The following is a 20,319-nucleotide window of genomic DNA, read 5'->3' as shown; positions in this document are numbered from 1 at the left end:
TCAGCGGTTGGCGGCGGCGATGGCCTGGGCCATGGCGTCGTAGTGGTTGTCGAGGTAGTGCTGGGCGATCTCGCGCCCGGTGGCGAGCCACACGCCGTCATGGCCGGCGATGTGCTGCAGGGCTTCGGCGAAGGCGTCGATGCGGTGCGGCTGGCCGACGAGATACGGGTGCAGCGGGATGCACATCACCGTGCCCGATTCGGCGCCCTCGGCGTACAGCTGGTCGAACTGGCGCTTGATGGCCGTGCCGTAGTGGCGCGGGGTGTAGAGATTCGTGTTGTAGACGATGGTGTCGTTCATCTCCAGCGAGTAGGGCACGCTGATGAGACGGCCCGACTTCACGTTGATCGGCGTGGGCTGGTCATCGTGGAACAGGTCGCAGGTGTAGAGCACGCCGGCTTCGGCGAGCAGATCCATCGTCCAGGTATTGTTCGACAGCGCGGGCGCGAGCCAGCCGTCCATGCGCTGGCCGGTGTGCTTGCGGATGGTCTCGATCGAATCGCGGATGATCTCGCGCTCCTGGTCCGGCGTCATGCCGTAGGTGTAGCGCGTGTTGTAGATGCCGTGCGAGAAGAATTCCCAGCCGTGATCGGCGCAGGCCTTGATGATCTCGGGGTGATGCTCGCACAGGGCCACGTTCAGGGACACCGAGCCACGCATGCCGACGGCATCCATGGCTTTCAACATGCGCTGCCAGCCGGCGCGGTTGCCGTAATCGCGGTGCGAGTAGCTCAGCACGTCCGGCAGCGGGCGCGGCCAGGGGGTGCGCTGCGGGTTCGTGGGGGGCGCGTATTCGTAAAACTCGATGTTCGGCGCGATCCAGACGGCGATCTTCGCACCGTTTGGCCAGGTGATCTTCGGGCGCTGGCTGTAGGGCAGGTAGCCATACAGGCCGGGATCGCTGCCCATGGTCATGGTGACGTCGGCCTGGCTCATTTTGCCTCCTTGCCATAGGTGGCGAGGTAGTCGAACACATCCTTCACGGGGACCACGTCGCCGTACTTCACGGCGATGTCGTACAGGTTGGCAAAGTGCGGGCTCTCGTGCTTGTCGGCCACGCACTCTTCCGGCACGACCATGCGATAGCCGCGCGACAGGCCATCGACCACGGCGGCACGGATGCAGCCCGAGGTGGAGCCGCCTGTGAGCACCACCGTATCGCACTGGTGCCAGACCATCAACGAAGACAGATGCGTCTCGAAGAAGGCCGAGGCCATGCGCTTGTTGATGATCACATCCTTGACGTGATCGATCTCCAGACGCTCATCGAATTCCGAACGGCGCGAGCCCACCTTGATGTTCTGCAGCGAATCCGGGGTGTCGGTGCGGGTGCCCCACACGCCACAGTCTTCGCCGGATTCCATGTAGGCCACGTAAGTCCACACCACCGGCAGGCCGTGCGCGCGAAAGCCCTTCGCGAGCTCGTTCACGTATTCCAGCTGGCGCGGGTCGGTCTCGTAGGCCGTCGCGAACTCGCCGACACGGGTGTAGGCGTTCTGCAGATCGACGTTGACGAGGATGGGCTTGCGGCCAAAGCCGAAGCGCGGACGGGTCGGCTTCTCCCGGATCGCTTCAAACAGTTGGCGGGCTGTCAGGTTCGAGGTTTCCATCGCGAAGCTCTCCGAAAGCGGCATGCGCAGGGCGCAAAAGGAAAAAGCGAGTCGTGACGGGCGCTTGCGGCTCGTCATCGGCTCTAAATGAATTAATGCTATATCATTAGGTTCGAGGCCGCAATGGTGGTTTCCCCGGGGCGGCGCGGGTTTCTGGCATGCTTCGGTTTTATCGAATTCCGCATCTCTGGCGCCTACGAAGAATGACAACTCGACGCGCAACGCCCCTGGCGGGCCAGCCAGCCCGCAAGTCGGCCCGACGCAATAGCCCAGCCGCTTCTGGCCCGCTGGGCGAGGACCGCTCGCCCATCCCGCTGTACCACCGCCTCTATGTCATTCTGCGCGAACGTATCGTGAATGGCACCTACCGCGTGGGTGAAACCCTGCCTACTGAGGCCGAGCTGACCGAGACCTACGGCGTGAGCCGCATCACGGCCAAGCGCGCGCTCGACGAGCTCGCGGGCGAAGGCCTGGCCGTGCGGGTGCGCGGGCGTGGGACGACGGTGACGCGCTCCGGGGCCTTGCGCTCGGGCGGCGGTCCGATCGCCGCAGGCATCGACGGGCTGCTCGCCAACCTGTCGCTGATCGGCCATGGCACCTCGGTGGAGATGCAGTCCTTCGACTACGTGACGCCGCCGCCGGACGTGATCGACGCCCTGGATCTGCCGGCAGGCGCGCTCGTGCAGTGCGCCGTGCGCGTGCGGCATCTCGATGGCTCGCCGTTCTCGCGCTCGACGAGTTACGTCGTCGAATCGATTGGCCGGACATTCACCGAAGAGGAATTGACCGAGCAGCCCTTGATCGAGCTGCTGGCGCGCGCGGGCGTGGAGCTTGCCCGGGTGCAGCAGACGATCACCGCCACCGTGGCGGATCACGAGTCCTCGCGGCACCTGGACGTGAGCGTGGGGTCGCCCCTGCTCAAGCTCCTGCGGGTGTTCTATGACGCGGATGACCGCGCCGTGGACTACGTGGAGATGCTGTACCGCCCGGATCGCTTCGAATACCGCATGACGCTCTCGCGCGGGGCGAACAACCGCTTCCACATGGATCCAGTGGAAGCGGGCAAGGCCTGACGCGTCAGCGCGCGAGCAGCGCCAGGTAGTCGACCAGATCCGCCTGAGCCGGCAGCTGCTGCGTGGCCCGCAGCAGCGTCTGTGCGTGCGTGTCGCCCCACACCGGCGTGGCGAGCGCGAGAAACTTCGCTTCCACGTCTGCCGTGGTGTACGGATCTTCCGTATCACCGCGGTTGGTCAGGCTCTCGGCAGACAGCGTGCGGCCGTCCTTGAGCTTGACCGTGACGCGCGCCGGGCGAAGCGCCGGCAGCATTGCCGTGTATTCCTTCGATTCGCGCAGTGTCACGCGGCGCGCCAGGGCGCGCGTGGTCTCGTTGGTGAGGGCTTCGGCGCGGAATGCTTCCACGGAGGCCGCCCCATGCACGATGTGCGTGGCCAGCGAGTAGGGCAGCGAGAACTTGGCGGCGAGCGTGTTGTGCGGCGCCGGGCCCGCCAGTTGGGCGGCCCAGATGTAGGTATCCACCTCGATCGCGTCGACATCCTCGGCACGCAGCGCGGTGCCGAGTTCGGCCTTGATCTTCTCCAGCGCATCGAGTGCGGCATGGTTGTAGCGGCAGCAGGCGTGGCGCTTGAAGTAATTGCGGGCGATCTCCCAGCGCGTGCCGAGGTCTTCCGTCATGGCAGCGGGCGTCCAGTCGTCCGCTGCCACCGTGCCGAAGATCGTCGCCAGGCCGTCGGCCTCGCCGGTGAATCCGCTTGCGACCAGATCCCATACCGTCAGCCCGATCTGGTTGGACCAGCCGGCGAAGGTATTGCGCACCGTGCCGCCTTCGAGCATGGTGCGCCGGCTCGTGGCCAGGCCCAGGGTGGAGGACACGTTGATCACTTCCACCATCTGCTCAGCCGTGGCGCCCGCCAGGCGCGCCACCGCGACGGCCGCACCCACCGTGCCCCAGGTGCCGTGCGGGTGCATGGTCACGCGCAGCTTGGAGGCGATGCCGATGCGCGCACCGATCTCATAGCCCAGCGCGAGCGCGAGCAGCAGGTCACGTCCGGAGACCGCGTGCGTGGAGGCGTAGGCCAGGATCGCGGGCACCACGTGGATGCCCGGATGGCCGCGCGAATACTGGTTGCCCTCGTCGAGCTCCAGCATGGTGCCTGCCACGCCGTTCAGGAGCGCGGCCGTGGCTGCCGGCGCGTGCCGGTGCGTGCCGATGACAGGCGCCACACCGCCGTCGCCCGCCGGCGCGAGCCGATCGGCCAGCGCCCGCGTTTCCGGTTCCTGGGCGCCGGCGGCGATGGCGCCGACGCTGTCATACATCACCTGGACGGCGCGTTCCGTCACCGCGGGCGGCAGGTCTTCCCAGCGCACGTTGGCGGCGAAGGCCGCCCACTCGGTCAGCCACGCGGGGGTCGGCGGGCGTTCGGTCATGGGGACGACGGACAGGCTCATGGAAGGCTCCTCGGATGTTTGGGTCTTGTCTGCGGTCGATTCTCCCGAATAGTCTATTGGCATGTCAATATGACATTTACGACGAAGCGATACCGGCCGCCCCACCCCGCAGCTGCGTGACGAGGTGCTCGGCGTCGTCCGGCAGGGCATGACCTCGCCAGGCAATGTGCTGGTCGGCACGGCAGAGCACCAAGCCGTGTCGGTAGGCATCGGGCACGTTCCCGGTGACGTCCAGGACGGTCAGTGGAACGCCTGCCGCGTGGGCCGCCCGCACGAGTGGCTTCACATCGGCGCGCGGATCCAGGCGCAGCAGCGTGTAGTCCGGCCCCATCGCGTCATACAGCGATTGGCCATCGGCGAGCCAGAGATGCGGGGCGCGGCAGCCGGGCGCTGTCGAGGGCGTGAAGCTGCCCATGGTGTAGGGCGGCGCCGTCTCGCCGTCGTAGACGATGAGGGGCGACGCGTCGTAGAAGTAGCCGAAGTTCAGGCCGGCGGCGCAGAACTGCTGCACGTTCAGGTCGTATGCCTTGCGGCCCACTTCGCAGCGGATGGCGTCGCCGTGCGCCCCCGGGGCCTCGATGTCGGCCGGCACGGCGCCGCGCGCGGCGATCATCTTCTGGGCATGGTCCATGGCAAAGCGCGAGACCTGATCCGTGATGGGCTGGCGCTCCTGTTCATAGGCGTCCAGGATGCCCGCTTGAGCCCAGCCGCGCAGATAGGCCGACAGGTGCCACGAGAGATTCATGGCATCCGCAATGCCGGCGTTCATGCCATAGCCGGCGTAAGGTACCCACAAATGCGCCGCATCGCCGCACAGGAAGACATTGCCCTCGCGCAGCCGCGGCGCCACCAGCCGGCGGCCCACCCAATCCTCGCGGCTGATGATCTCGTACGTGAAGTCCTGGCCCACGCCCAGGATGGTGCGGATGGCAACATCCCGGTCCACCGCCTCCCCGTCGCCCTCGTGCGGTGCCAGGTGATTGTGGATGAGCCACGTCTCCTGGCCGTCGATCGCGAAGACGGTGCCGCACCGGCGCGGGTTGACGGCGTAGAAGCACCATGCGGGCGTGCCCGGCAGGCGTTCGAGCAGGCCGGGGGCACGGATGCAGGTGGACTGCACCTTCTGAATGACCGGGGTGCCTTCCAGCGGGATGTCCAGCTGCTTGCGTACGCCGGAGCGGCCGCCATCGCAGCCCACCAGGAAGCGGGCACGCACCGAGAAGCTGCTGCCGTCGGCCAGGCGTGTCGCAGGCATCGTGACGCCCTCGGCGTCCTGCGTGAAGGCGCCGGCCTCGACCTCGTGCATCAGGGTGATCCGGGACAGCGTGGCCGCATGGGCTTGTAGCGCGGGCTCCAGGTAGATCTGATTGATGCGATGGGGCGGCTCGGGGGTCGCCCACCCCCCGTCCGGGCCGGACAGGTCCGTGAAGCGCTGCGCCCGCGCGGGAATGCGCACGCGGGTGAGTTCCTGGCCGCACACGTCAGTGCGAAAGGCGATGTCGTGGGGATAGTCTGCGGGCAGGCCAAGCTCGCGCACTGTGGCCGCGATGCCGAGCCGGCGGAATTGCTCCATGGTGCGGGCCGAGACGTGATTGCACTTCACGCTGGGCAGTTCGCCGGCGGCCCTGCGCTCGAGCACCACGGTGCGGATGCCTCGTGTGTGCAGGTCCATGGCCAGGGTAAGGCCAACGGGGCCTGCGCCGATGATGACGACGTCGGTATCGATCGTGTTGGGCATGTGTTCAGTCCAGGCGTGTGCCGGCGGTGCGAATGACCTCGCGCCACTTGTCAGTCTCGGTCGCGATGAAGCGGCCGAAATCCGCTGGGGTATCCGGCGCCAGCGTGACACCCATGGTCTCGGCGTCGTGGGCGATCTGCGGATCCGCCAGCGCGGCCGTGATCGCCTGATGCCAGCGCGCCACCACCGGCACCGGTGTGCCGGCGGGGGCCACGAAGCCGAACCACCCCGTGGACGCATAGCCCGGCAGGCCGGCCTCGGCGATGGTGGGCGTCTCGGGCAGCGCCGACAGACGGGATTCGCTCGTCACGGCCACGGCGCGCAGTTTGCCCGCCTGGACGTGCGGCAGGGCCGAGGGAAGATCCAGCATCGCCAGGCGCACCTGGCCGCCCAGCACGTCCACAGTCGCCGGGCCGTTGCCGCGATAGGCGATCCCGGTGATGTCGGCCTTGCCCATCTGGCGCAGCAGCTCCACGGACAGATGCATGGCAGTGCCGTTGCCGCCGTGCGCCATGGTCAGTGTGCCGGGATGCTCACGGGCTGCGTCCAGGATCTGGGGCAGGGTCGCGAGGGCATCGTCGGCGCGGGCCACGATCACGAAGGGCACGTGAGCCAGAAGCGAGACGGGAGCAAAGTCCCGCTGGGCGTCGAACGGCATGTCCTTGTACAGACTGGCGTTGGCTGCGAGCGCACCGGCTGCACCCACGCCGATCACGTGCCCATCGGCATCTGCCTGGGCCACGGCGGCCATGCCGATGTTGCCGCCGGCGCCTGGCCGGTTGTCGATCACGGCCTGCTGGCCGAGCTGCTGCGACAGTCGTGGCGCGATCATGCGCAGGACGGCATCGGTGGAGCCGCCGGGCGGGAAGGTGACGACGATGCGCACCGGCTTGGTCGGGAACGCGTCTGCGGCGATGGCTGGCGCGCTGGCCAGGGCAGCCAGCAGCAGTACCGGCCCGAGTCGAGAATGGCTGGTCATGGGTGTCTCCTCGAAACGCAGCTCTGCAGGCTGCTGTGACGTTGGTGGCCCATTGAACCCCAGGCCAGGACTTTCTAGAATCGAAAAATTCCTAAGGATTCTTCACAATTCATCAAGTGAGGCCGCATGGGCACGGAGCAGCAGATCAGCCTGAAGCAACTGCGGGCGTTCGCGGCGGTGTACCGGTTCCGCCGCCTGGCGGCTGCGGCCGAGCATTTGTCGGTCACGCAATCGGCGGTGAGCGTGCTGCTGCGTCAGCTCGAATCGTCGCTTGGTGTGCGATTGTTCGACCGCACCACGCGGTTTCTCGAGCCCACGCGGGCAGCCGACGAGGCCATTGCGCTCGCCGAACGCGTGCTGGGCGACGTGCGTACCTTCGGTGACGGCATGCAGGCGCTGCGTCTGCGCCAGCGCGGCCGCGTGGAGGTGGCCGTGACGCCGGCCGTGGGTATGGCAGTGATGCCAGGGGCCGTGCGGCGGTTCCGGGCCGAGTACCCCGATATCCAGATCGTCCTGGACGACTGCGCGCCCGAGCAGTTCCTCGCGCGCGTGCTGAGCGGCAAGGTCGAGTTCGGCATCGGCACGCCGGAGCAGGCCGATCCGGGCATCGCACTCGACACCCTGGTGGAAGACACGCTGTGCGTCGTCTGCGCGAGCGACCATCCGCTGGCCGCACGCCGGCGGGTGCGCTGGACGGCGCTCGACGGCATGGACGTCATCGCGATTCGCGGCGGCTATGGCGTGCGGCGCCAGGTGGACGCCATGGCGGCGCAGCTGGGCGTGTCCTGGCGTGTCGTGAACGAGGCGGCGTTCCTCACTTCGGCCCTGTGGATGACGGCGAGCGGGCTGGGCGTATCCATCCTGCCGGGCGCGCTGGTGGCCACGGCGCCGTATCCCAACCTCGTCATCCGTCCGCTCGTGTCGCCAACCGTCACCCGCGCCATCAGCGTCGTCTCCCAGCGAGGCCGCTCGCTGTCACCGGCCGCCCAGGGCTTCGTGACCGTGTTGCGCGACGATCTGCTCGGGCGCGGCGTCGCGCACCCCACTGGCGACGGCTAAGCCCGCGCGAGCAGCACGACCCCGGTGATCAGCACGGCGCAGCCCAGAAGCCGGCCGGGCCCCACGCGTTCGCGCAGGAAGATCATCGCCAGCAACGCCCCCACCATCATCGACATCTCGCGCGCCGGGGCGACCAGGCTCAACGGGGCGCCGTGACTGAGCGCCTGGAGCACGAGGATGTAGGACAGCGGCGACAGTGCACCCACGGCCAGCGCCAAGCCCCAATGGCCGCGCATGGCCTCCCACGCCGTGCGGCGCCGGGCCAGGATGAGCGGGGAGAGCAGCGTGATGCGCACGAGGCCGGCGAACCAGTCGAGCACCACCGGAGCGATCAGCAATACCTTGACGCCATAGCCGTCGACGACGGTGTAGGCCGCGATGAGCAGGCCCGTCATGATGCCCCACTTCACGCCGACCCAGGCGCCGGGGCGCCGGAAGGTGGCCAGCCTGCCCTGCGTGGCGATCAGCACGATGCCCACCACCACCGCCATTGCGCCGAGCAAGCCTGTCGTCGTCGCGGGCTCGTTCAGGAGCAGGATGGCGCCGATGACCGAGATCAAGGGGCCCGTGCCGCGTGCCACCGGGTAGACCACCGACATGTCGGCTTCCCGGTAGCCGCGTTGCAGGCACAGGCTGTAGATGAGATGCAGCAGCCCGCTCGCGGCCAGTGCGAGGAAGACGGGCGCGCTCCACGGCGTGGTCTCGTGGATGAGGACCCAGATCACCAGCGGCAGATAGAGGATGACGGCGCACAGGCCGTACGCGAACACGAAGGCCGCCCCGACGGCTGCCGCGCGCTTGGCGAGCAGATTCCAGGTGGCGTGGATGAATGCGGCGAGAACGACGAGAGACAGGGACGCGAGGGACATGCAAAGGCTCCAGGACATGACGAAGACTCGACGTCTCCGCCTCTGGGCTTTTGTCCCTCGGGTGCAGCCCGGCCGAGGACGGCTTGGGCGCCGTCATCTCGGTCAGGTTTTCGCAACGCTCGGTCCTGCGCCGGGTGCGGCCGGAACCCTAGTTGCCACTCAGTCGATGCCACGATCATACCGTGGCATCGCTTCTCGTCTGGCTACTGCGGCTGGACGCCGGCCTCGTCGATCACGTGGCAGCAGGCACAATAGACCCCTGTGTTGCCATTGATTGTCGTCTGAATGCCCTATGCCTTATCGCCGTCGGCGAGGTGAAAGCACAGCGTCCTGCTAAGCTGCTAGAGGCATCGCGCCCTTATGGCGTCCATGCTTGCCTTGACGGCTGTGGCCTGTGCCAAAGTGTGTTTACGCAACGCAAGAGATTCACGAAAACTTATGGACATTGTTTCCTTGGGCGTCGGGCTGGTCATCGGGGTCGTCACAGGCGCCGCGGGTGCGTATCTGGCCGATAAGTTCACAGACGACCGTCGGAGAAGACAGTTAGTCCACCAAGAAGACAAAAAGTGGAAGGATGTTGAAGATCGGTTTCCCAAGCTGATTGCCGAGATGAGATCCGATTTTTCCACGCCGGACGGTCGAAATGTGCGTGCATTTTTCATAAAGACAAGCAACACGGTGATGGGATTCGTGAGCGAGCCGTCTTTTGAATACCACACTGATAAGCATCCTGACCTACGTCCGGCAATGTTATTGCTCATTGAGCACGGTTTCATTTCGGATATCACGCCGGCCGGGACACCCATGTATCGCGTGCACGAAAAACTAGTAGACCGACTGTTGGAACGGGAAGCTAAGGCATGAGCGTGCTGCCGATTCAGACCTGCTCGCATCGGATGCCTTCGCTGCAACGCTGATGGCGTTCATCAGTTAGTAAGCATGCTTGCCTTAAGTTGCGCGGTGTTCCGAAGCTGTTGCGTCTTTCGGGATCTCGGGCTCCAAATCCGCCTGTCAGCCGTTGATGACTATTGCTGTGAAGCGGCGTTTTTCGGCGATAGTCGATTGAAAGCCGCTGCTATTTACAGCGTCAACAGACACCCATCCCCAATGGACTCGCGCCACACCCGCACCGAGGTAACCGGCACGCGGCCCGCCAGATGCCGGGCGATGTAGGCGCACAGATTCTCCAGCGTGGGCTTGCCCAGCTCGGGGATCTCGTCGAGCAGCCGGTGATCGAGGCGCTCGCGCACGGCCTCGACTTCGCGGCGCAAGAGGCCCAGGTCCAGGACCATGCCGGTGGCCGGGTCGGGCGTGCCCTGCACGCTGACTTCGGCGTGGTAGGTGTGGCCGTGGATGCGCAGGCTGCCTTCGCGCTCGATCTGGCGATCCAGCGTGTGGGCGGCGTCGAACCAGAACCGCTGGGTGAGCGTGTACGTCATGGTGCCCTCAGCGGATGTGGGTGATCTTGTGGGTCTGCAGGCTCAGCCGCCAGGCAGGGCGGGCCATGCACTGGGCGATGCAGGTGGCGATGTTGCTCGTCTGCTCGGCGTTGTCCATGGGCGACAGATACCGGTGCTGGAACTCGCCCTGTTCCATGACGTCCAGGTCGATGCCGGGCTGGGGCCACACCACCTTGAGTTCATGGCCGCTGCGCTGCACCCACGGTGCACCCGCCTTGGGGCTCACGCAGATCCAGTCGATGCCGGGGGGGGCTTCGACCGTGCCGTTGGTCTCCACGGCGATCACGAAGCCGCGCGCGTGCATGGCGGCAATCAGCTCGGCGTCCACCTGCAGCAGGGGCTCGCCGCCCGTGAAGACGACGAAGCGGTGCGCATCGTCGCCCGCAGGCCACTGAGCGAGGATGAGATCGGCCAGTTGCTCGGCCGTGCGGAATTTGCCGCCCAACGTGCCGTCCGTGCCGACGAAATCCGTGTCGCAGAAGCGGCACACGGCCTCGGCGCGGTCCTGCTCGCGGCCGGTCCACAGGTTGCATCCGGCAAACCGGCAGAACACGGCCGGGCGACCAGCGTTCGCACCTTCACCCTGCAGCGTGTAGAAGATTTCCTTGACGGCGTAGGTCATGGTGTGTGCACCGCGGGCGCGTCCACCGCACCGGTCAGCCAGCGGGCGTGGCCGCGTGCGCGCAGCTCGCAGGCCGGGCAGGTGCCACAGCCGTGGCCCCAGGCGTGCGGCGCGCCGCGCTCGCCCAGATAGCAGGTGTGGGTGTCTTCGCGCACGATATCGACCAGCGTGTCGCCGCCCAGGTCCTGGGTGAGCTGCCAGGTCTGCGCCTTGTCGAGCCACATCAGCGGCGTCTCGAAGACGAAGGCGCGGTCCGTGCCCAGGTTCAGTGCCACTTGCATGGCCTTGATGGTCACGTCGCGGCAGTCCGGATAGCCGGAGAAGTCCGTCTCGCACATGCCGCCCACGATCACGTCCAGATCGCGGCGATAGCCCAGGGCGCCGGCCAGCGTGAGAAACAGCAGGTTGCGACCGGGCACGAAGGTGTTGGGCAGGCCGTTGGACTGCATGTGGACGGCCGCGTCGCGGGTGAGCGCCGTATCGCTGATCTCGCCCAGCACGTCCACGCGCAGCAGGTGATCCTGGCCCAGCCGGGCGGCCCAGGCGGGAAAGGCAGCCGCGATGCGCTCACGCACCGTCAGACGACAGTCGAGCTCGATGCGGTGACGTTGGCCGTAGTCGAACCCGACGGTTTCGACGTAGGCGTAGCGCTCGAGCGCCCAGGCGAGGCAGGCCGTGGAGTCCTGGCCGCCCGAAAACAGCACGAGCGCGCGCTGGCGATGCAGATTCATGATTCTTCCCTCAGGGCGTGAGCACCGGAACAAGGTGATACGCAAAGGCCGTGGCAACGGCCGGGATGCGGGAGCGTCGGTCAGGACGCCCGGTGTCTGTCCTTGGCGGCATTTCCGCGGGACAGACGGTGTGTGGCAAGGACTCGGTCCGGGCCACACGCAACCGGGCATTTTACCTCAGGGGCAGGGGGTGGCCCCGGGTTGTGCTGCGGGCTGCGCGCCGCATGGCCAGCGCCATCGTGACGCAGGCTGGTGCGCCATGCCTCGTCTCGGCGCATGCCGTGCGTGGCCTGGGTGCGGCGACGTGCGGGTGGTGTAGGGAGTTTCCCGCAGCTTGCGGGGGACATGCGTGTAAACCCCGAACTGGCATCCCTTTTGCAATGGATTCTTTCGTGATTAGATGCATGTGCATGCAAATGAATGGCCGAACGGCGCCAGACCGGATGCGCCGCAAGACACACACAGCGAGGCGATCATGAAGGTGGCGATTCTGGGTGGCGGGCATGGGTGCTACGCCGCGGCGGTGGACTTCACCGAGCGCGGGCATCAGGTCCGGTGGTGGCGGCGCCGGGCGGACGAGTTTCCGCAGGGTGGGCGGCTGCGGGTCAAGGATGCCAGCGGCGAACGCGAGGTCACCATCGGCGTGACCACCGCCGATCTCGGCGAAGCCGTGCGCGGCGCCCAATTGATCGTGCTGCCGCTGCCGGCCTTTGCCCAGGAAGACGTGGCGCGCGCACTCGCGCCGCACCTGGCGGATGGCCAGGTCGTGTTCCTGCCGCCCGGCACCCTGGGCAGCGTCGCCATGCTGCGCACCGTCCGCGCAGCCGGTTGCCGCGCCGACGTGGCCTTCGCCGAGACCGGCACCTTGCCCTACCTTGCCCGCAAACACGGCGAGGGCCAAGTCACCATCACAGCCTATGCCACGCGCTTGCCGACAGGCGTGCTGCCCGCTCGGCTCAGCGGACCGGCCTTCGAGATCCTGCAGGCGGGCTACCCGAGCGTGGAGCGCGTCGAGGACGCCTTGTCGGGTGCCCTGATGAACGCCGGGCCGATCATCCACCCGCCGCTCATCCTCATGAATGCGGGACCGCTGGAGCATTTCCCCGCCTGGGACATCCACAACGAGGGCACGCAGCCGTCGGTGCGTGCCGTGACCAACGCGCTGGATGCCGAGCGGGTGCGGGTGCGCGAGGCCCTGGGCTACGGCGCCCCGCACTTCCCGCTGAGCGACCACTACGAGAACGATCAGTGGATGTATGGCGACGCGCACAAGATGCTGGTCGACAGTGGCGACTGGCGCGAGAAGATCGACCTGCGCGCGCACCGCTACATGACGGAGGACGTGCATTACGGTCTGGCCCTGCTCGTGTCCGTGGCCGAAGCGACGGGTACCGACGTGCCGGTGGCGAGCGGTCTGCTCGCCATGGCCTCGGCGATCTGCGGACGTGATCTGCGCCAGGGGCCGCGCACGCTGGCCAGTCTGGGTCTGGCCGGGTTGACGACTGCGGAACTCAAGCAGCGCCTGGTCTCGGGAGAAGGCCTGTGAGTGCGCCCGATCTGACCCGTCCGGAGGCAAGGCCATGACGACGCTGACTTCGACTCGGCATGCCGCCGTGGGCGCCGGCCGCATGGGACGCAGCATCGCAGTGGCGTACGCCCTGGCTGGCCAGCCTTGCGCGCTGGTCGACCTGCGCGAGCGAACGCCCGAGGCCGCCACCCGGCTGCGCGACGAGGCACAGGCCGAAATGGCTGGCATCCTGGCGCATCTGGTGAGTCTGGGCCTGCTCGATGCGGCCCAGCGCCCCGCGGTGCTGGCCCGCATCCCCTGGGTGGACCAGGCCGATGCGCCTGCCGTTCTGGCCCAGGCGGAGCTGATCTTCGAGGCCGTGCCGGAGACGCTGCACGCCAAGCGCGATGGCCTGGGCGTGATCGGCGCATTGGCCGGGCTGCAGGCCATCATCGCCTCGACGTCCTCGACCATGCAGGCAAGCGAACTGGCCGGTTTCCTTCCCCACCCGGAGCGGTTCCTCAACGCGCACTGGCTCAACCCGGCCTATCTGGTGCCCCTGGTCGAAGTCGCCCCCCATGTTGGCACCGCACCTGCGGTGCGCGAGGCTCTGCTGACCGATCTGCGTGCGGCGGGCAAGGTACCCGTGGTGTGCAACGACGCGCCCGGCTACATCGTGCCGCGCCTGCAGGTGATGGTGATGAACGAGGCGGCCCGCATGATCGAGCAGGGCGCGGCCAGCGCCGAGGACATCGATCTCGCCATCCGGTATGGCTTCGGCATCCGGTACGCCGCCATGGGCGTGGCCGAGTTCATCGATTTCGGCGGACTGGACACCTTGTTCCATGCCAGCGGCTATCTGGCCGACCGCCTGGGCGACGCCCGCTACGCCAGCCCCGAGATCGTCAACCGCAAGATGGCGGCGGGCGAGCTGGGCGTGAAGACCGGGCAGGGTCTGTATGCCTGGAACGCCGATTCGGCCGCGCGCCTGCAGGCCGAGTCCATGCGGCGCTTCGCCGCCCTCCTGAAGCTGCAAGGCCTGGAGCCCGCCGCCCCGCCCGCCTGACTGTTGTTTCCCTTGCCCGACGCCCTTGCATCCGTGGCCGGGCCTGTTGCTGTCGCACCCTGCTAGGAGAGTGACCATGAAGGCAATCCCGTTCTGCAGACGCCTGGCCGCCCTGGCCGTGGGCGTGGCCGTGAGTTCTGCCGCTGCCGCCGAGGCCCCGCTGATCCGCGTGGGCTGGACCATTCCGGGTGAAGAAGCCAAGTACTGGATGCAGCAGCATCCGGAGGCCTTCCCGGGGCTGGGCAAGGACTACCGCATCGCCTGGACGCAGTTCCAGGGCACGGCGCCCATGGTGCAGGCCATGCTCTCCAATGCGCTGGACTGTTCCTCTCAGGCGCCGCTGTCGCTCGCGCAGGGCGCGCTCAACGGCGGGTTGAAGGCCTACGTCGTGGCCCAGCACGTGGGCGAGAGCCCGTCGTCCTTCTCGGTCTATTGGGGCGTGGCCGAGGACGGCCCGATCAAGACCGTGGCGGATCTGAAAGGCAAGATCGTCGGGGTGAACGTGTATGGCTCCGGGGTGCACGGCGGCATGGCCGCGGTGCTGCGCAAGCATGGGCTGGACGCGGCCAACGACATCCGACTGGTGGAGACCGGCTTCCCGGGCTCCGAGTCCGCCCTGCGGGGCGGCCGGGTGGATGCGGGGGTGTTCGTCCAGCCCTTTGCCGCGCGGGCCGAGGCCAAGGGCGGCGTGCGCAAGCTCTTCTCCCTGCAGGACGTGATGCCCAATACGGCCCATGCCATCGAGGTCTGCAGCCAGGCGTTCGCCGACGCCAACCCGCAGGCTGTGCAGCACTACGTGCGCGACCTGACCGCCGCGATGGCCATGGCGCTGGCCAAGCGCGAGGAGACGGTGCAGGTGGTGGCCAAGACGACACGCGCCCCGGCCGACGTGCTCGAGACCTACCTGCTCAAGGACAACGACTTTGCCCGCAGCCCGGATGCGGCACCGGATTTCGCCGCGATCCAGGCCATGTTCGATCTGTATGCGGAGCTTGGCATGGTGAAGGCCCCGCTCAAGGCGCAGGATTTCCGGCGCGACGACATCACCGCGCCCATCCGCTGAGAGGCCGCCATGGCAGCCAAGCTGATCGAGATCTCTGCCCTGGGCAAATCCTTTGCCGCGCCAGGCGGGGCGCGCCACCAGGCGCTGGCCGGCATTGAGCTTTCCGTGGGGGCGGGCGAGTTCGTCTCCATCCTCGGGCCCTCGGGTTGTGGAAAGTCCACGTTGCTGTACATGATCGGGGGCTTCGTGGCGGCCTCCGAGGGCCAGATCCGGGTCGATGGTGAGCGTGTGACCGGACCCTCGCCCGATCGCGGTCCGGTGTTCCAGGAGTTCGCCCTGTTCCCGTGGAAAACGGTGCTGCAGAACGTCATGTACGGATTGCGGGTACAAAAGGTGCCGCGCGAGGAGGCCCGCCAACGGGCCATGGACTTGCTCGATCTCGTACACCTTGCCGCCTATGCGGATTTCTACCCCAAGCAGCTATCGGGCGGCATGCGCCAGCGCGTGGCCATCGCGCGCACGCTGGCCTACCGCCCGCGCATTCTGCTGATGGACGAGCCCTTCGGCGCGCTCGATGCTCATACCCGCACGCGGCTGCAGCACGAACTGCTGGGCATCTGGGAACGCGACCGCAAGACGGTGCTTTTCGTGACGCACGGCGTGGACGAGGCGGTGTTCCTGTCCGATCGCATCGTGCTGATGCACGGCGGGCCAGGCGGCATCGAGGAGATCGTCGACGTCGATCTGCCCCGGCCCCGGGTGCGCGCCGATCTGATCGCGAACCGGCGCTATCAGGAACTGGTGCTGCATCTGGAGCACCGGCTCGAATCCATGCAGGCAGGGGTGGGGTCGTGACCGCCGTGGCGCAGCGAAGCGCCGCACCTGCGCAGCCGCAGGCCGACGCCGTCGCGCTGCGCGCTGTGACAGTCGGCGAGCCTGCCTGGCGGCGCTGGCTGCCGCGCGTGTTGCCCGTGCTGGTGCTGCTCGCGCTGTGGGAAGTGTGCGCGCGTCGCGCCAACCTGGAGGAGATGCCCGGCCTGGCCGCCATTGGCGCGGCCCTGATCACCATTCTCGGCAATGCAGACGACGTGGCGGGCATCCTGGCCTCGCTGGGACGCATGGCGGCCGGCTTCGCGCTGGGGCTGGCCATTGCCGTGCCCACGGGCCTGGCCATGGGGCGCAGTCCTGCCTTTGCGCGGCTCGTGAACCCGCTCACCACGCTGGTCTACCCGGTGCCGAAGGCGGCCCTGATGCCCATCCTCATGCTGTGGTTCGGCATCGGGGATCTGTCCAAGATCCTGGTCATCTTCCTGGGCGTGAGCCTGCCGCTGCTCTATCACAGCTACCAGGGGGCGGTCGCGGTGGACGACAAGCTCGTCTGGTCCGCCCGCGCGATGGGCATGCGCGGGCCGGCGCGCCTCGCGCGCGTGATCCTGCCGGCGTCGCTGCCGGATGTGCTGCTCGGCTGCCGCGTGGGCATCGCCATGGCCCTCATCACCATGATCAGCTCGGAGATGATCGCGCGCCAGGAGGGCGCGGGCGAGCTGCTCTTCAACGCGCTGGACATGGCCGTCTATCCCGAGGTGTACGCCATGATCCTGCTGATCGCGTTGCTCGGCCTGCTGCTGGACGTGGGCTTCGAGCGACTGCGCCGGCGGCTGGTGCGCTGGTCCGACACCTTGCATGGGGAGGCGACATGACGATGGCCTCGATCCTGTCCAGGCTGCGTGGCGCTCTCGTCACCCTCCTGCCCATCCTGGCGCTGCTCGCAGCCTGGCAAGCGGTGACCGCCGCCGGTCTCATCAGCGCCAACCTGCTGCCCTCGCCCCTGGCGATCGCTGGGCGCCTGATCACGCGCCTGCAGGAGGCCGACTTCCTCTTCAACGTCGGCCAGACCCTGATCCGCCTGGGACTGGGCTTCTCGATCGCACTGGTCGCCGGCATGCTGCTGGGCGCGGCCATGGCCCTGGGCGCCGAGCGCTGGCTGGGCCCCGTGGTGCGCCTGCTCGCGCCGATCCCGAAGATCGCGCTGTACCCCGCCCTGGTACTGCTGTTCGGCTACGGCCATGCCTCCAAGGTGGCGCTGGTGGTGGCGGACGTGGTGTTTCCCATCCTGTATGCCACCTATCACGGCATGCGGTCGGTGCAACCCAAGTGGCTGTGGTCGGCCCAGGCGGCAGGCGCTGGGCGGGGTGCTACGATCCTGGGGGTCAGCCTGCCGGCGGCGATGCCCTCCGTGCTTACCGGGTGCCGGATCGGCCTCGTCATTGCCTGCATCAACGTCTTTCTTGCCGAAATGATCTCTTCCACCGACGGACTCGGCCACCTGCTCATGGTGGCAGCGCGCAGCTACCAGGTGGTGGACATGTTCGTGCCGCTCGTCCTCATCTCGCTCATCGGCCTCACGCTGGCCGCGACGCTGCAGTGCGTGCGCCGGCGTCTGCCAGGCGGGGAGGGCTGATCCGCATGGCCGCAGCACCGCCGTATCCCGGCCATGGGATGTTCCTGCCGTACCTCATCAACCGCACGACCACGCTCATCAACGCCCGCCTGCAGACCGTGCTCGAGCCGCAGGGTCTCACGCTCACGCACTGGCGCGTGCTGGCCTTTCTGACCACCGTGGATGAAGGGCTGACGTTGAGCGCGCTCGGTGATGCCACGCTGACCGAGCAATCCACGCTGTCCCGCTCGCTCAAGGTCCTGGAGGGGCGCGCCCTGGTGGAGCGCCGCGCCTGTACGGCCGACAGCCGGGCTGTGCAGATCCGTATCACGCGTCAGGGCAAGCGACTCTTCCAGACTTTGCTGAAGTCAGTGCTGGCGCTGGAGGCCGAGCTGCTGCAGGGCGTGTCGGTCGAAGAGACTGAGCTCATGCGCTCGGTCATGCTGCGCATCATCGCGAACGCGCCGGAGCGCTGAGCCGGCAGCCGGGCTCCCGTTCCCGTGCGGGCCGGCGTCGTGCCTGTACCTGCGGCCCTTACTGCGCTTCGATTCGCGCCGCCTTGACCACGTCGGCGTACTTGCGGAATTCGCTCTCGAAGTATGCCCGGCTGGCCGCCGGGTCGCGTGGGGCGATGCGATTGCCTTGCGCTGCCATCGCCCGTTGCGTCTCCGGATCCTCGAAAGCCTTGCGCGTGGCCTCGTACAGGCGTTGCGCCTGGGCCGGGTCCATGCCCTTGGGCCCGATGAGCGCGAACCAGCCTTCCATCTCGTAATCCGGAATGCCCTGTTCGGCCAACGTGGCCAGTTCGGGCATCAGGGGGCTGCGCGCGCGCCCGCACAGGCCCAGCGCCTTGAGCGCGCCGCTCTGGATGTGCGGCGCCACGGCCGGCAGCGACAGCACGCCGAACTGCACCTGATTGCCCATGATGTCTGCCGTCATGGGGCCAGAGCCGCGATACGGAATGTGCCGTGCCTTCACGCCGGCTTTTTGCAGGAACATTTCCACCGCCAGGTGCAGCGTGGTGCCGTTGCCGGACGAGGCGTAGTTGTACGCCTCGGGGTTGGCCTGCAGAAGCTTGACCAGTTCCGTCGCGTTGTTCGCGGGCAATGAGGGATGGGCCACCAGCACGAAGGGCGTGGCGCCGATCACCGAGATCGGGGTGATGTCGGCCAGCGCGTCGAAAGGCACGCTCTTGAAGACGCTGGGGAAGATGACGTGGTTGTTCGACACCATGCCCAACGTGTGGCCGTCCGGCGGTTCGCGCACGATGGCCGAGGTGCCGATGATGCCCCCGGCACCCGGCATGTTCTCGATCACCACCGTGTTGCCCAGCGCGCGCGTCAAGGCGGGGCCGGCGGCGCGGGTGATGGTGTCCACGCCCGAGCCGGCGCTGATCGGCAGGATGAGGCGGATCGGTCTGCCGTTGGTCTGGGCGACGAGCGGGCGCATGGCGAGCGCCGCCACGGCAAGGGCGCTGGCGGTGAGCACGCGGCGGCGTACGGGGCTGATGGGGGTGGTCAAGGCTGTCTCCTCGGAATGGCGTCGCCGGCTCAGCCGATCGCGCCTTGTTGTCGTAATGCGTGCAGCGTGGCGGCGTCGAAACCGAGTTCGGCCAGCAGCTCGTCGGTATGCTGGCCCTGGCGAGGCGGGTCGAGCCGCACCCCCAGCCGTTGATTGGCCATAGTGATGGGCATGAGCGCGGCCTGGACCGCGGTGCCGGCCCGTTCGCCGTCGGGCAGCGTGACGGGGGCCAGTCCGCCGGTCGCCGCCAGGTGCGGGTCGTCGAAGAGCCACTCGGGGCGGTTGATCGGGGCGAAGGGAAGACCGTGGCTTTCGAACAAGGTGGACAACTCGGCCACTGTGCGATGTGCGAGGCGCTCGCGCAGCACGGGCAGCAAGCTCGCCCGCACCCGTACCCGATCGTTGTTGGTGGCGAGCGTGGGGTCGGCCAGGAGGTCCTCGAAGCCGAGGATCGTGCAGAAGACCTTCCATTGCGCATCGCTCACGGCCGCGAGGAAGATTGGCCCGTCTGCCACCTGGAAGACGTCGTACAGCGCCCAGGCCGAGATGCGCTCCGGGAGCGGCGCGGCGGGCTGGCCCGTGACCGCATACTGCAGCATGTGCTGGGCGACGAGGAAAATGTTGTTCTCGAAGAGCGCGCTCTGGATCTCCTGGCCGCGGCCGGTCTCCCGGCGCTGGGCGAGGGCGCCCAGGGCGCCGATGGCCCCGAACATGCCGCCCATGATGTCGTTGACGCTGGTGCCTGCCCGCAGCGGGTCGCCCGGCCGGCCGGTCATGTAGGCGAGCCCGCCCATCATCTGCACCACCTCGTCCAGCGCGGTGCGATGCTCGTAGGGCCCGGGCAGGAAGCCCTTGCAGGTCACGTAGATGAGGCCTGGCTGGGTCTGGCTGAGCGTCGCGTAATCCAGGCCGTACTTGGCCATGACCCCGGGCTTGAAGTTCTCGGCGACGATGTCGGCGCTGGCGCACAGGCGGCGCGCGGCCTCCAGGCCACCTTCGGAGCGCAGGTCGAGTTCGACGCTCTTCTTGTTGCGGTTGAACATCGGGAAGAAGCCGGCGCCGGCGCCCAGCAGGTGTCGCGTGCGGTCCCCGCCCACGGGTTCGACCTTGATGACGTCCGCGCCCATGTCGGCCAGGATCATGCCGCAGGTCGGCCCCATGACCATGTGGGTGAACTCGACGACGCGGATGCCCGCGAGTGGCAGGGCGGGTGGGGGGGCTTCGGAAGGCGAAGACATGAGGGCTCCA

21 protein-coding genes are annotated in these 20,319 nt (G+C 67.7%); 10 read left to right on the top strand and 11 right to left on the bottom strand.

The window, feature by feature from the left end; translation table 11 throughout:
* Positions 1-936: a polysaccharide deacetylase family protein gene (locus IMZ29_RS03520; protein WP_253206754.1), complete on the bottom strand. Its 936-nt coding sequence runs from the start codon at positions 934-936 to the stop codon at positions 1-3.
* Positions 933-1,610: an isochorismatase family protein gene (locus tag IMZ29_RS03515; protein ID WP_216180554.1), complete on the bottom strand. Its 678-nt coding sequence runs from the start codon at positions 1,608-1,610 to the stop codon at positions 933-935. The genes IMZ29_RS03520 and IMZ29_RS03515 overlap by 4 nt, the downstream gene beginning before the upstream one ends.
* A gap of 203 nt (positions 1,611-1,813) precedes the next feature.
* Here IMZ29_RS03515 and IMZ29_RS03510 point away from each other — a divergent pair, with 203 nt between their 5' ends.
* Positions 1,814-2,683: a GntR family transcriptional regulator gene (locus tag IMZ29_RS03510; protein ID WP_216180552.1), complete on the top strand. Its 870-nt coding sequence runs from the start codon at positions 1,814-1,816 to the stop codon at positions 2,681-2,683.
* 4 nt (positions 2,684-2,687) lie between these two features.
* Here the strand turns inward: IMZ29_RS03510 and IMZ29_RS03505 are convergent, their stop codons facing one another.
* The 3 genes from IMZ29_RS03505 to IMZ29_RS03495 form a co-directional block, all read right to left on the bottom strand.
* Positions 2,688-4,076: an MmgE/PrpD family protein gene (locus IMZ29_RS03505; RefSeq protein WP_216180549.1), complete on the bottom strand. Its 1,389-nt coding sequence runs from the start codon at positions 4,074-4,076 to the stop codon at positions 2,688-2,690.
* Positions 4,077-4,152: 76 nt separating this feature from the next.
* Entirely contained in the window at positions 4,153-5,814 is a 1,662-nt protein-coding gene (locus IMZ29_RS03500) for an FAD-dependent oxidoreductase (protein ID WP_216180546.1), read from the bottom strand.
* A 4-nt stretch (positions 5,815-5,818) separates the two neighbouring features.
* Positions 5,819-6,793 carry a Bug family tripartite tricarboxylate transporter substrate binding protein gene (locus IMZ29_RS03495; RefSeq protein WP_216180543.1) on the bottom strand — a complete coding sequence of 325 codons (975 nt, stop codon included), beginning with the start codon at positions 6,791-6,793 and terminating at the stop codon, positions 5,819-5,821.
* 126 nt (positions 6,794-6,919) lie between these two features.
* On the opposite strand from IMZ29_RS03495, the gene IMZ29_RS03490 reads away from it, so the two are divergent.
* On the top strand, positions 6,920-7,852 hold the full coding sequence (locus tag IMZ29_RS03490; protein WP_216180540.1) for a LysR family transcriptional regulator: 933 nt from the start codon (positions 6,920-6,922) through the stop codon (positions 7,850-7,852).
* Here the strand turns inward: IMZ29_RS03490 and IMZ29_RS03485 are convergent.
* On the bottom strand, positions 7,849-8,721 hold the full coding sequence (locus IMZ29_RS03485; protein ID WP_216180537.1) for an EamA family transporter: 873 nt from the start codon (positions 8,719-8,721) through the stop codon (positions 7,849-7,851). The genes IMZ29_RS03490 and IMZ29_RS03485 overlap by 4 nt on opposite strands.
* A 438-nt stretch (positions 8,722-9,159) precedes the next feature.
* Here IMZ29_RS03485 and IMZ29_RS03480 point away from each other — a divergent pair, with 438 nt between their 5' ends.
* Positions 9,160-9,585, top strand: a complete 426-nt coding sequence (locus IMZ29_RS03480; protein ID WP_216180535.1) for a hypothetical protein — start codon at positions 9,160-9,162, stop codon at positions 9,583-9,585.
* Positions 9,586-9,800: 215 nt separating this feature from the next.
* Here the strand turns inward: IMZ29_RS03480 and IMZ29_RS03475 are convergent, their stop codons facing one another.
* From IMZ29_RS03475 to queC, 3 genes are read right to left on the bottom strand one after another with little or no spacing between them, the layout of a single operon-like run.
* Positions 9,801-10,160 carry a 6-carboxytetrahydropterin synthase gene (locus IMZ29_RS03475; RefSeq protein WP_216180532.1) on the bottom strand — a complete coding sequence of 120 codons (360 nt, stop codon included), beginning with the start codon at positions 10,158-10,160 and terminating at the stop codon, positions 9,801-9,803.
* A 7-nt stretch (positions 10,161-10,167) separates the two neighbouring features.
* The gene (queE, locus tag IMZ29_RS03470) at positions 10,168-10,803 is read right to left on the bottom strand and encodes a 7-carboxy-7-deazaguanine synthase (protein ID WP_216180529.1); all 636 of its coding nucleotides are present in this window, start codon (positions 10,801-10,803) and stop codon (positions 10,168-10,170) included.
* The gene (queC, locus tag IMZ29_RS03465; protein WP_216180526.1) at positions 10,800-11,534 is read right to left on the bottom strand and encodes a 7-cyano-7-deazaguanine synthase QueC; all 735 of its coding nucleotides are present in this window, start codon (positions 11,532-11,534) and stop codon (positions 10,800-10,802) included. The genes queE and queC overlap by 4 nt, the downstream gene beginning before the upstream one ends.
* A 475-nt stretch (positions 11,535-12,009) precedes the next feature.
* Here queC and IMZ29_RS03460 point away from each other — a divergent pair, with 475 nt between their 5' ends.
* From IMZ29_RS03460 to IMZ29_RS03430, 7 genes are all read left to right on the top strand, one after another.
* Positions 12,010-13,080: an NAD/NADP-dependent octopine/nopaline dehydrogenase family protein gene (locus IMZ29_RS03460; protein ID WP_216180523.1), complete on the top strand. Its 1,071-nt coding sequence runs from the start codon at positions 12,010-12,012 to the stop codon at positions 13,078-13,080.
* A gap of 34 nt (positions 13,081-13,114) precedes the next feature.
* Positions 13,115-14,107 (top strand): 3-hydroxyacyl-CoA dehydrogenase NAD-binding domain-containing protein, encoded by a 993-nt coding sequence (locus IMZ29_RS03455; protein ID WP_216180520.1) that lies wholly within the window; start codon positions 13,115-13,117, stop codon positions 14,105-14,107.
* A 76-nt stretch (positions 14,108-14,183) separates the two neighbouring features.
* A complete protein-coding gene (locus tag IMZ29_RS03450) occupies positions 14,184-15,170 on the top strand; it encodes an ABC transporter substrate-binding protein (RefSeq protein WP_216180518.1) in 987 nt (328 codons plus the stop codon).
* 9 nt (positions 15,171-15,179) lie between these two features.
* A complete protein-coding gene (locus IMZ29_RS03445; protein ID WP_253206751.1) occupies positions 15,180-15,965 on the top strand; it encodes an ABC transporter ATP-binding protein in 786 nt (261 codons plus the stop codon).
* Positions 15,966-15,970: 5 nt separating this feature from the next.
* Positions 15,971-16,810 carry an ABC transporter permease gene (locus IMZ29_RS03440; protein WP_371820098.1) on the top strand — a complete coding sequence of 280 codons (840 nt, stop codon included), beginning with the start codon at positions 15,971-15,973 and terminating at the stop codon, positions 16,808-16,810.
* The gene (locus tag IMZ29_RS03435) at positions 16,807-17,571 is read left to right on the top strand and encodes an ABC transporter permease (protein ID WP_216180515.1); all 765 of its coding nucleotides are present in this window, start codon (positions 16,807-16,809) and stop codon (positions 17,569-17,571) included. Before IMZ29_RS03440 ends, IMZ29_RS03435 begins: the two co-directional genes overlap by 4 nt.
* A 5-nt stretch (positions 17,572-17,576) precedes the next feature.
* On the top strand, positions 17,577-18,026 hold the full coding sequence (locus IMZ29_RS03430; protein WP_216180512.1) for a MarR family winged helix-turn-helix transcriptional regulator: 450 nt from the start codon (positions 17,577-17,579) through the stop codon (positions 18,024-18,026).
* Between the two features lie 58 nt (positions 18,027-18,084).
* On the opposite strand, the gene IMZ29_RS03425 is transcribed toward IMZ29_RS03430, so the two are convergent.
* Positions 18,085-19,071 (bottom strand): Bug family tripartite tricarboxylate transporter substrate binding protein, encoded by a 987-nt coding sequence (locus tag IMZ29_RS03425; protein ID WP_253206749.1) that lies wholly within the window; start codon positions 19,069-19,071, stop codon positions 18,085-18,087.
* 29 nt (positions 19,072-19,100) lie between these two features.
* Positions 19,101-20,309 (bottom strand): CaiB/BaiF CoA transferase family protein, encoded by a 1,209-nt coding sequence (locus IMZ29_RS03420; RefSeq protein WP_216180509.1) that lies wholly within the window; start codon positions 20,307-20,309, stop codon positions 19,101-19,103.
* Positions 20,310-20,319 lie beyond the last annotated feature (10 nt).

It is taken from the genome of Verticiella alkaliphila, assembly GCF_018904615.1.
Lineage (GTDB): Bacteria > Pseudomonadota > Gammaproteobacteria > Burkholderiales > Burkholderiaceae_B > Verticiella > Verticiella alkaliphila.
The sequence above is the reverse complement of the archived record's forward strand: the minus strand, read 5'-3'. Positions and strand labels throughout refer to the sequence as shown.

Excerpts from the sequence above, each read along its gene's own strand:
- IMZ29_RS03520 (WP_253206754.1), bottom strand. The coding sequence starts at position 936 with ATGAGCCAGGCCGACGTCACCATGACCATGGGCAGCGATCCCGGCCTG.
- IMZ29_RS03515 (WP_216180554.1), bottom strand. The coding sequence starts at position 1,610 with ATGGAAACCTCGAACCTGACAGCCCGCCAACTGTTTGAAGCGATCCGG.
- IMZ29_RS03510 (WP_216180552.1), top strand. The coding sequence starts at position 1,814 with ATGACAACTCGACGCGCAACGCCCCTGGCGGGCCAGCCAGCCCGCAAG.
- IMZ29_RS03505 (WP_216180549.1), bottom strand. The coding sequence starts at position 4,076 with ATGAGCCTGTCCGTCGTCCCCATGACCGAACGCCCGCCGACCCCCGCG.
- IMZ29_RS03500 (WP_216180546.1), bottom strand. The coding sequence starts at position 5,814 with ATGCCCAACACGATCGATACCGACGTCGTCATCATCGGCGCAGGCCCC.
- IMZ29_RS03495 (WP_216180543.1), bottom strand. The coding sequence starts at position 6,793 with ATGACCAGCCATTCTCGACTCGGGCCGGTACTGCTGCTGGCTGCCCTG.
- IMZ29_RS03490 (WP_216180540.1), top strand. The coding sequence starts at position 6,920 with ATGGGCACGGAGCAGCAGATCAGCCTGAAGCAACTGCGGGCGTTCGCG.
- IMZ29_RS03485 (WP_216180537.1), bottom strand. The coding sequence starts at position 8,721 with ATGTCCCTCGCGTCCCTGTCTCTCGTCGTTCTCGCCGCATTCATCCAC.
- IMZ29_RS03480 (WP_216180535.1), top strand. The coding sequence starts at position 9,160 with ATGGACATTGTTTCCTTGGGCGTCGGGCTGGTCATCGGGGTCGTCACA.
- IMZ29_RS03475 (WP_216180532.1), bottom strand. The coding sequence starts at position 10,160 with ATGACGTACACGCTCACCCAGCGGTTCTGGTTCGACGCCGCCCACACG.
- queE (WP_216180529.1), bottom strand. The coding sequence starts at position 10,803 with ATGACCTACGCCGTCAAGGAAATCTTCTACACGCTGCAGGGTGAAGGT.
- queC (WP_216180526.1), bottom strand. The coding sequence starts at position 11,534 with ATGAATCTGCATCGCCAGCGCGCGCTCGTGCTGTTTTCGGGCGGCCAG.
- IMZ29_RS03460 (WP_216180523.1), top strand. The coding sequence starts at position 12,010 with ATGAAGGTGGCGATTCTGGGTGGCGGGCATGGGTGCTACGCCGCGGCG.
- IMZ29_RS03455 (WP_216180520.1), top strand. The coding sequence starts at position 13,115 with ATGACGACGCTGACTTCGACTCGGCATGCCGCCGTGGGCGCCGGCCGC.
- IMZ29_RS03450 (WP_216180518.1), top strand. The coding sequence starts at position 14,184 with ATGAAGGCAATCCCGTTCTGCAGACGCCTGGCCGCCCTGGCCGTGGGC.
- IMZ29_RS03445 (WP_253206751.1), top strand. The coding sequence starts at position 15,180 with ATGGCAGCCAAGCTGATCGAGATCTCTGCCCTGGGCAAATCCTTTGCC.
- IMZ29_RS03435 (WP_216180515.1), top strand. The coding sequence starts at position 16,807 with ATGACGATGGCCTCGATCCTGTCCAGGCTGCGTGGCGCTCTCGTCACC.
- IMZ29_RS03430 (WP_216180512.1), top strand. The coding sequence starts at position 17,577 with ATGGCCGCAGCACCGCCGTATCCCGGCCATGGGATGTTCCTGCCGTAC.
- IMZ29_RS03420 (WP_216180509.1), bottom strand. The coding sequence starts at position 20,309 with ATGTCTTCGCCTTCCGAAGCCCCCCCACCCGCCCTGCCACTCGCGGGC.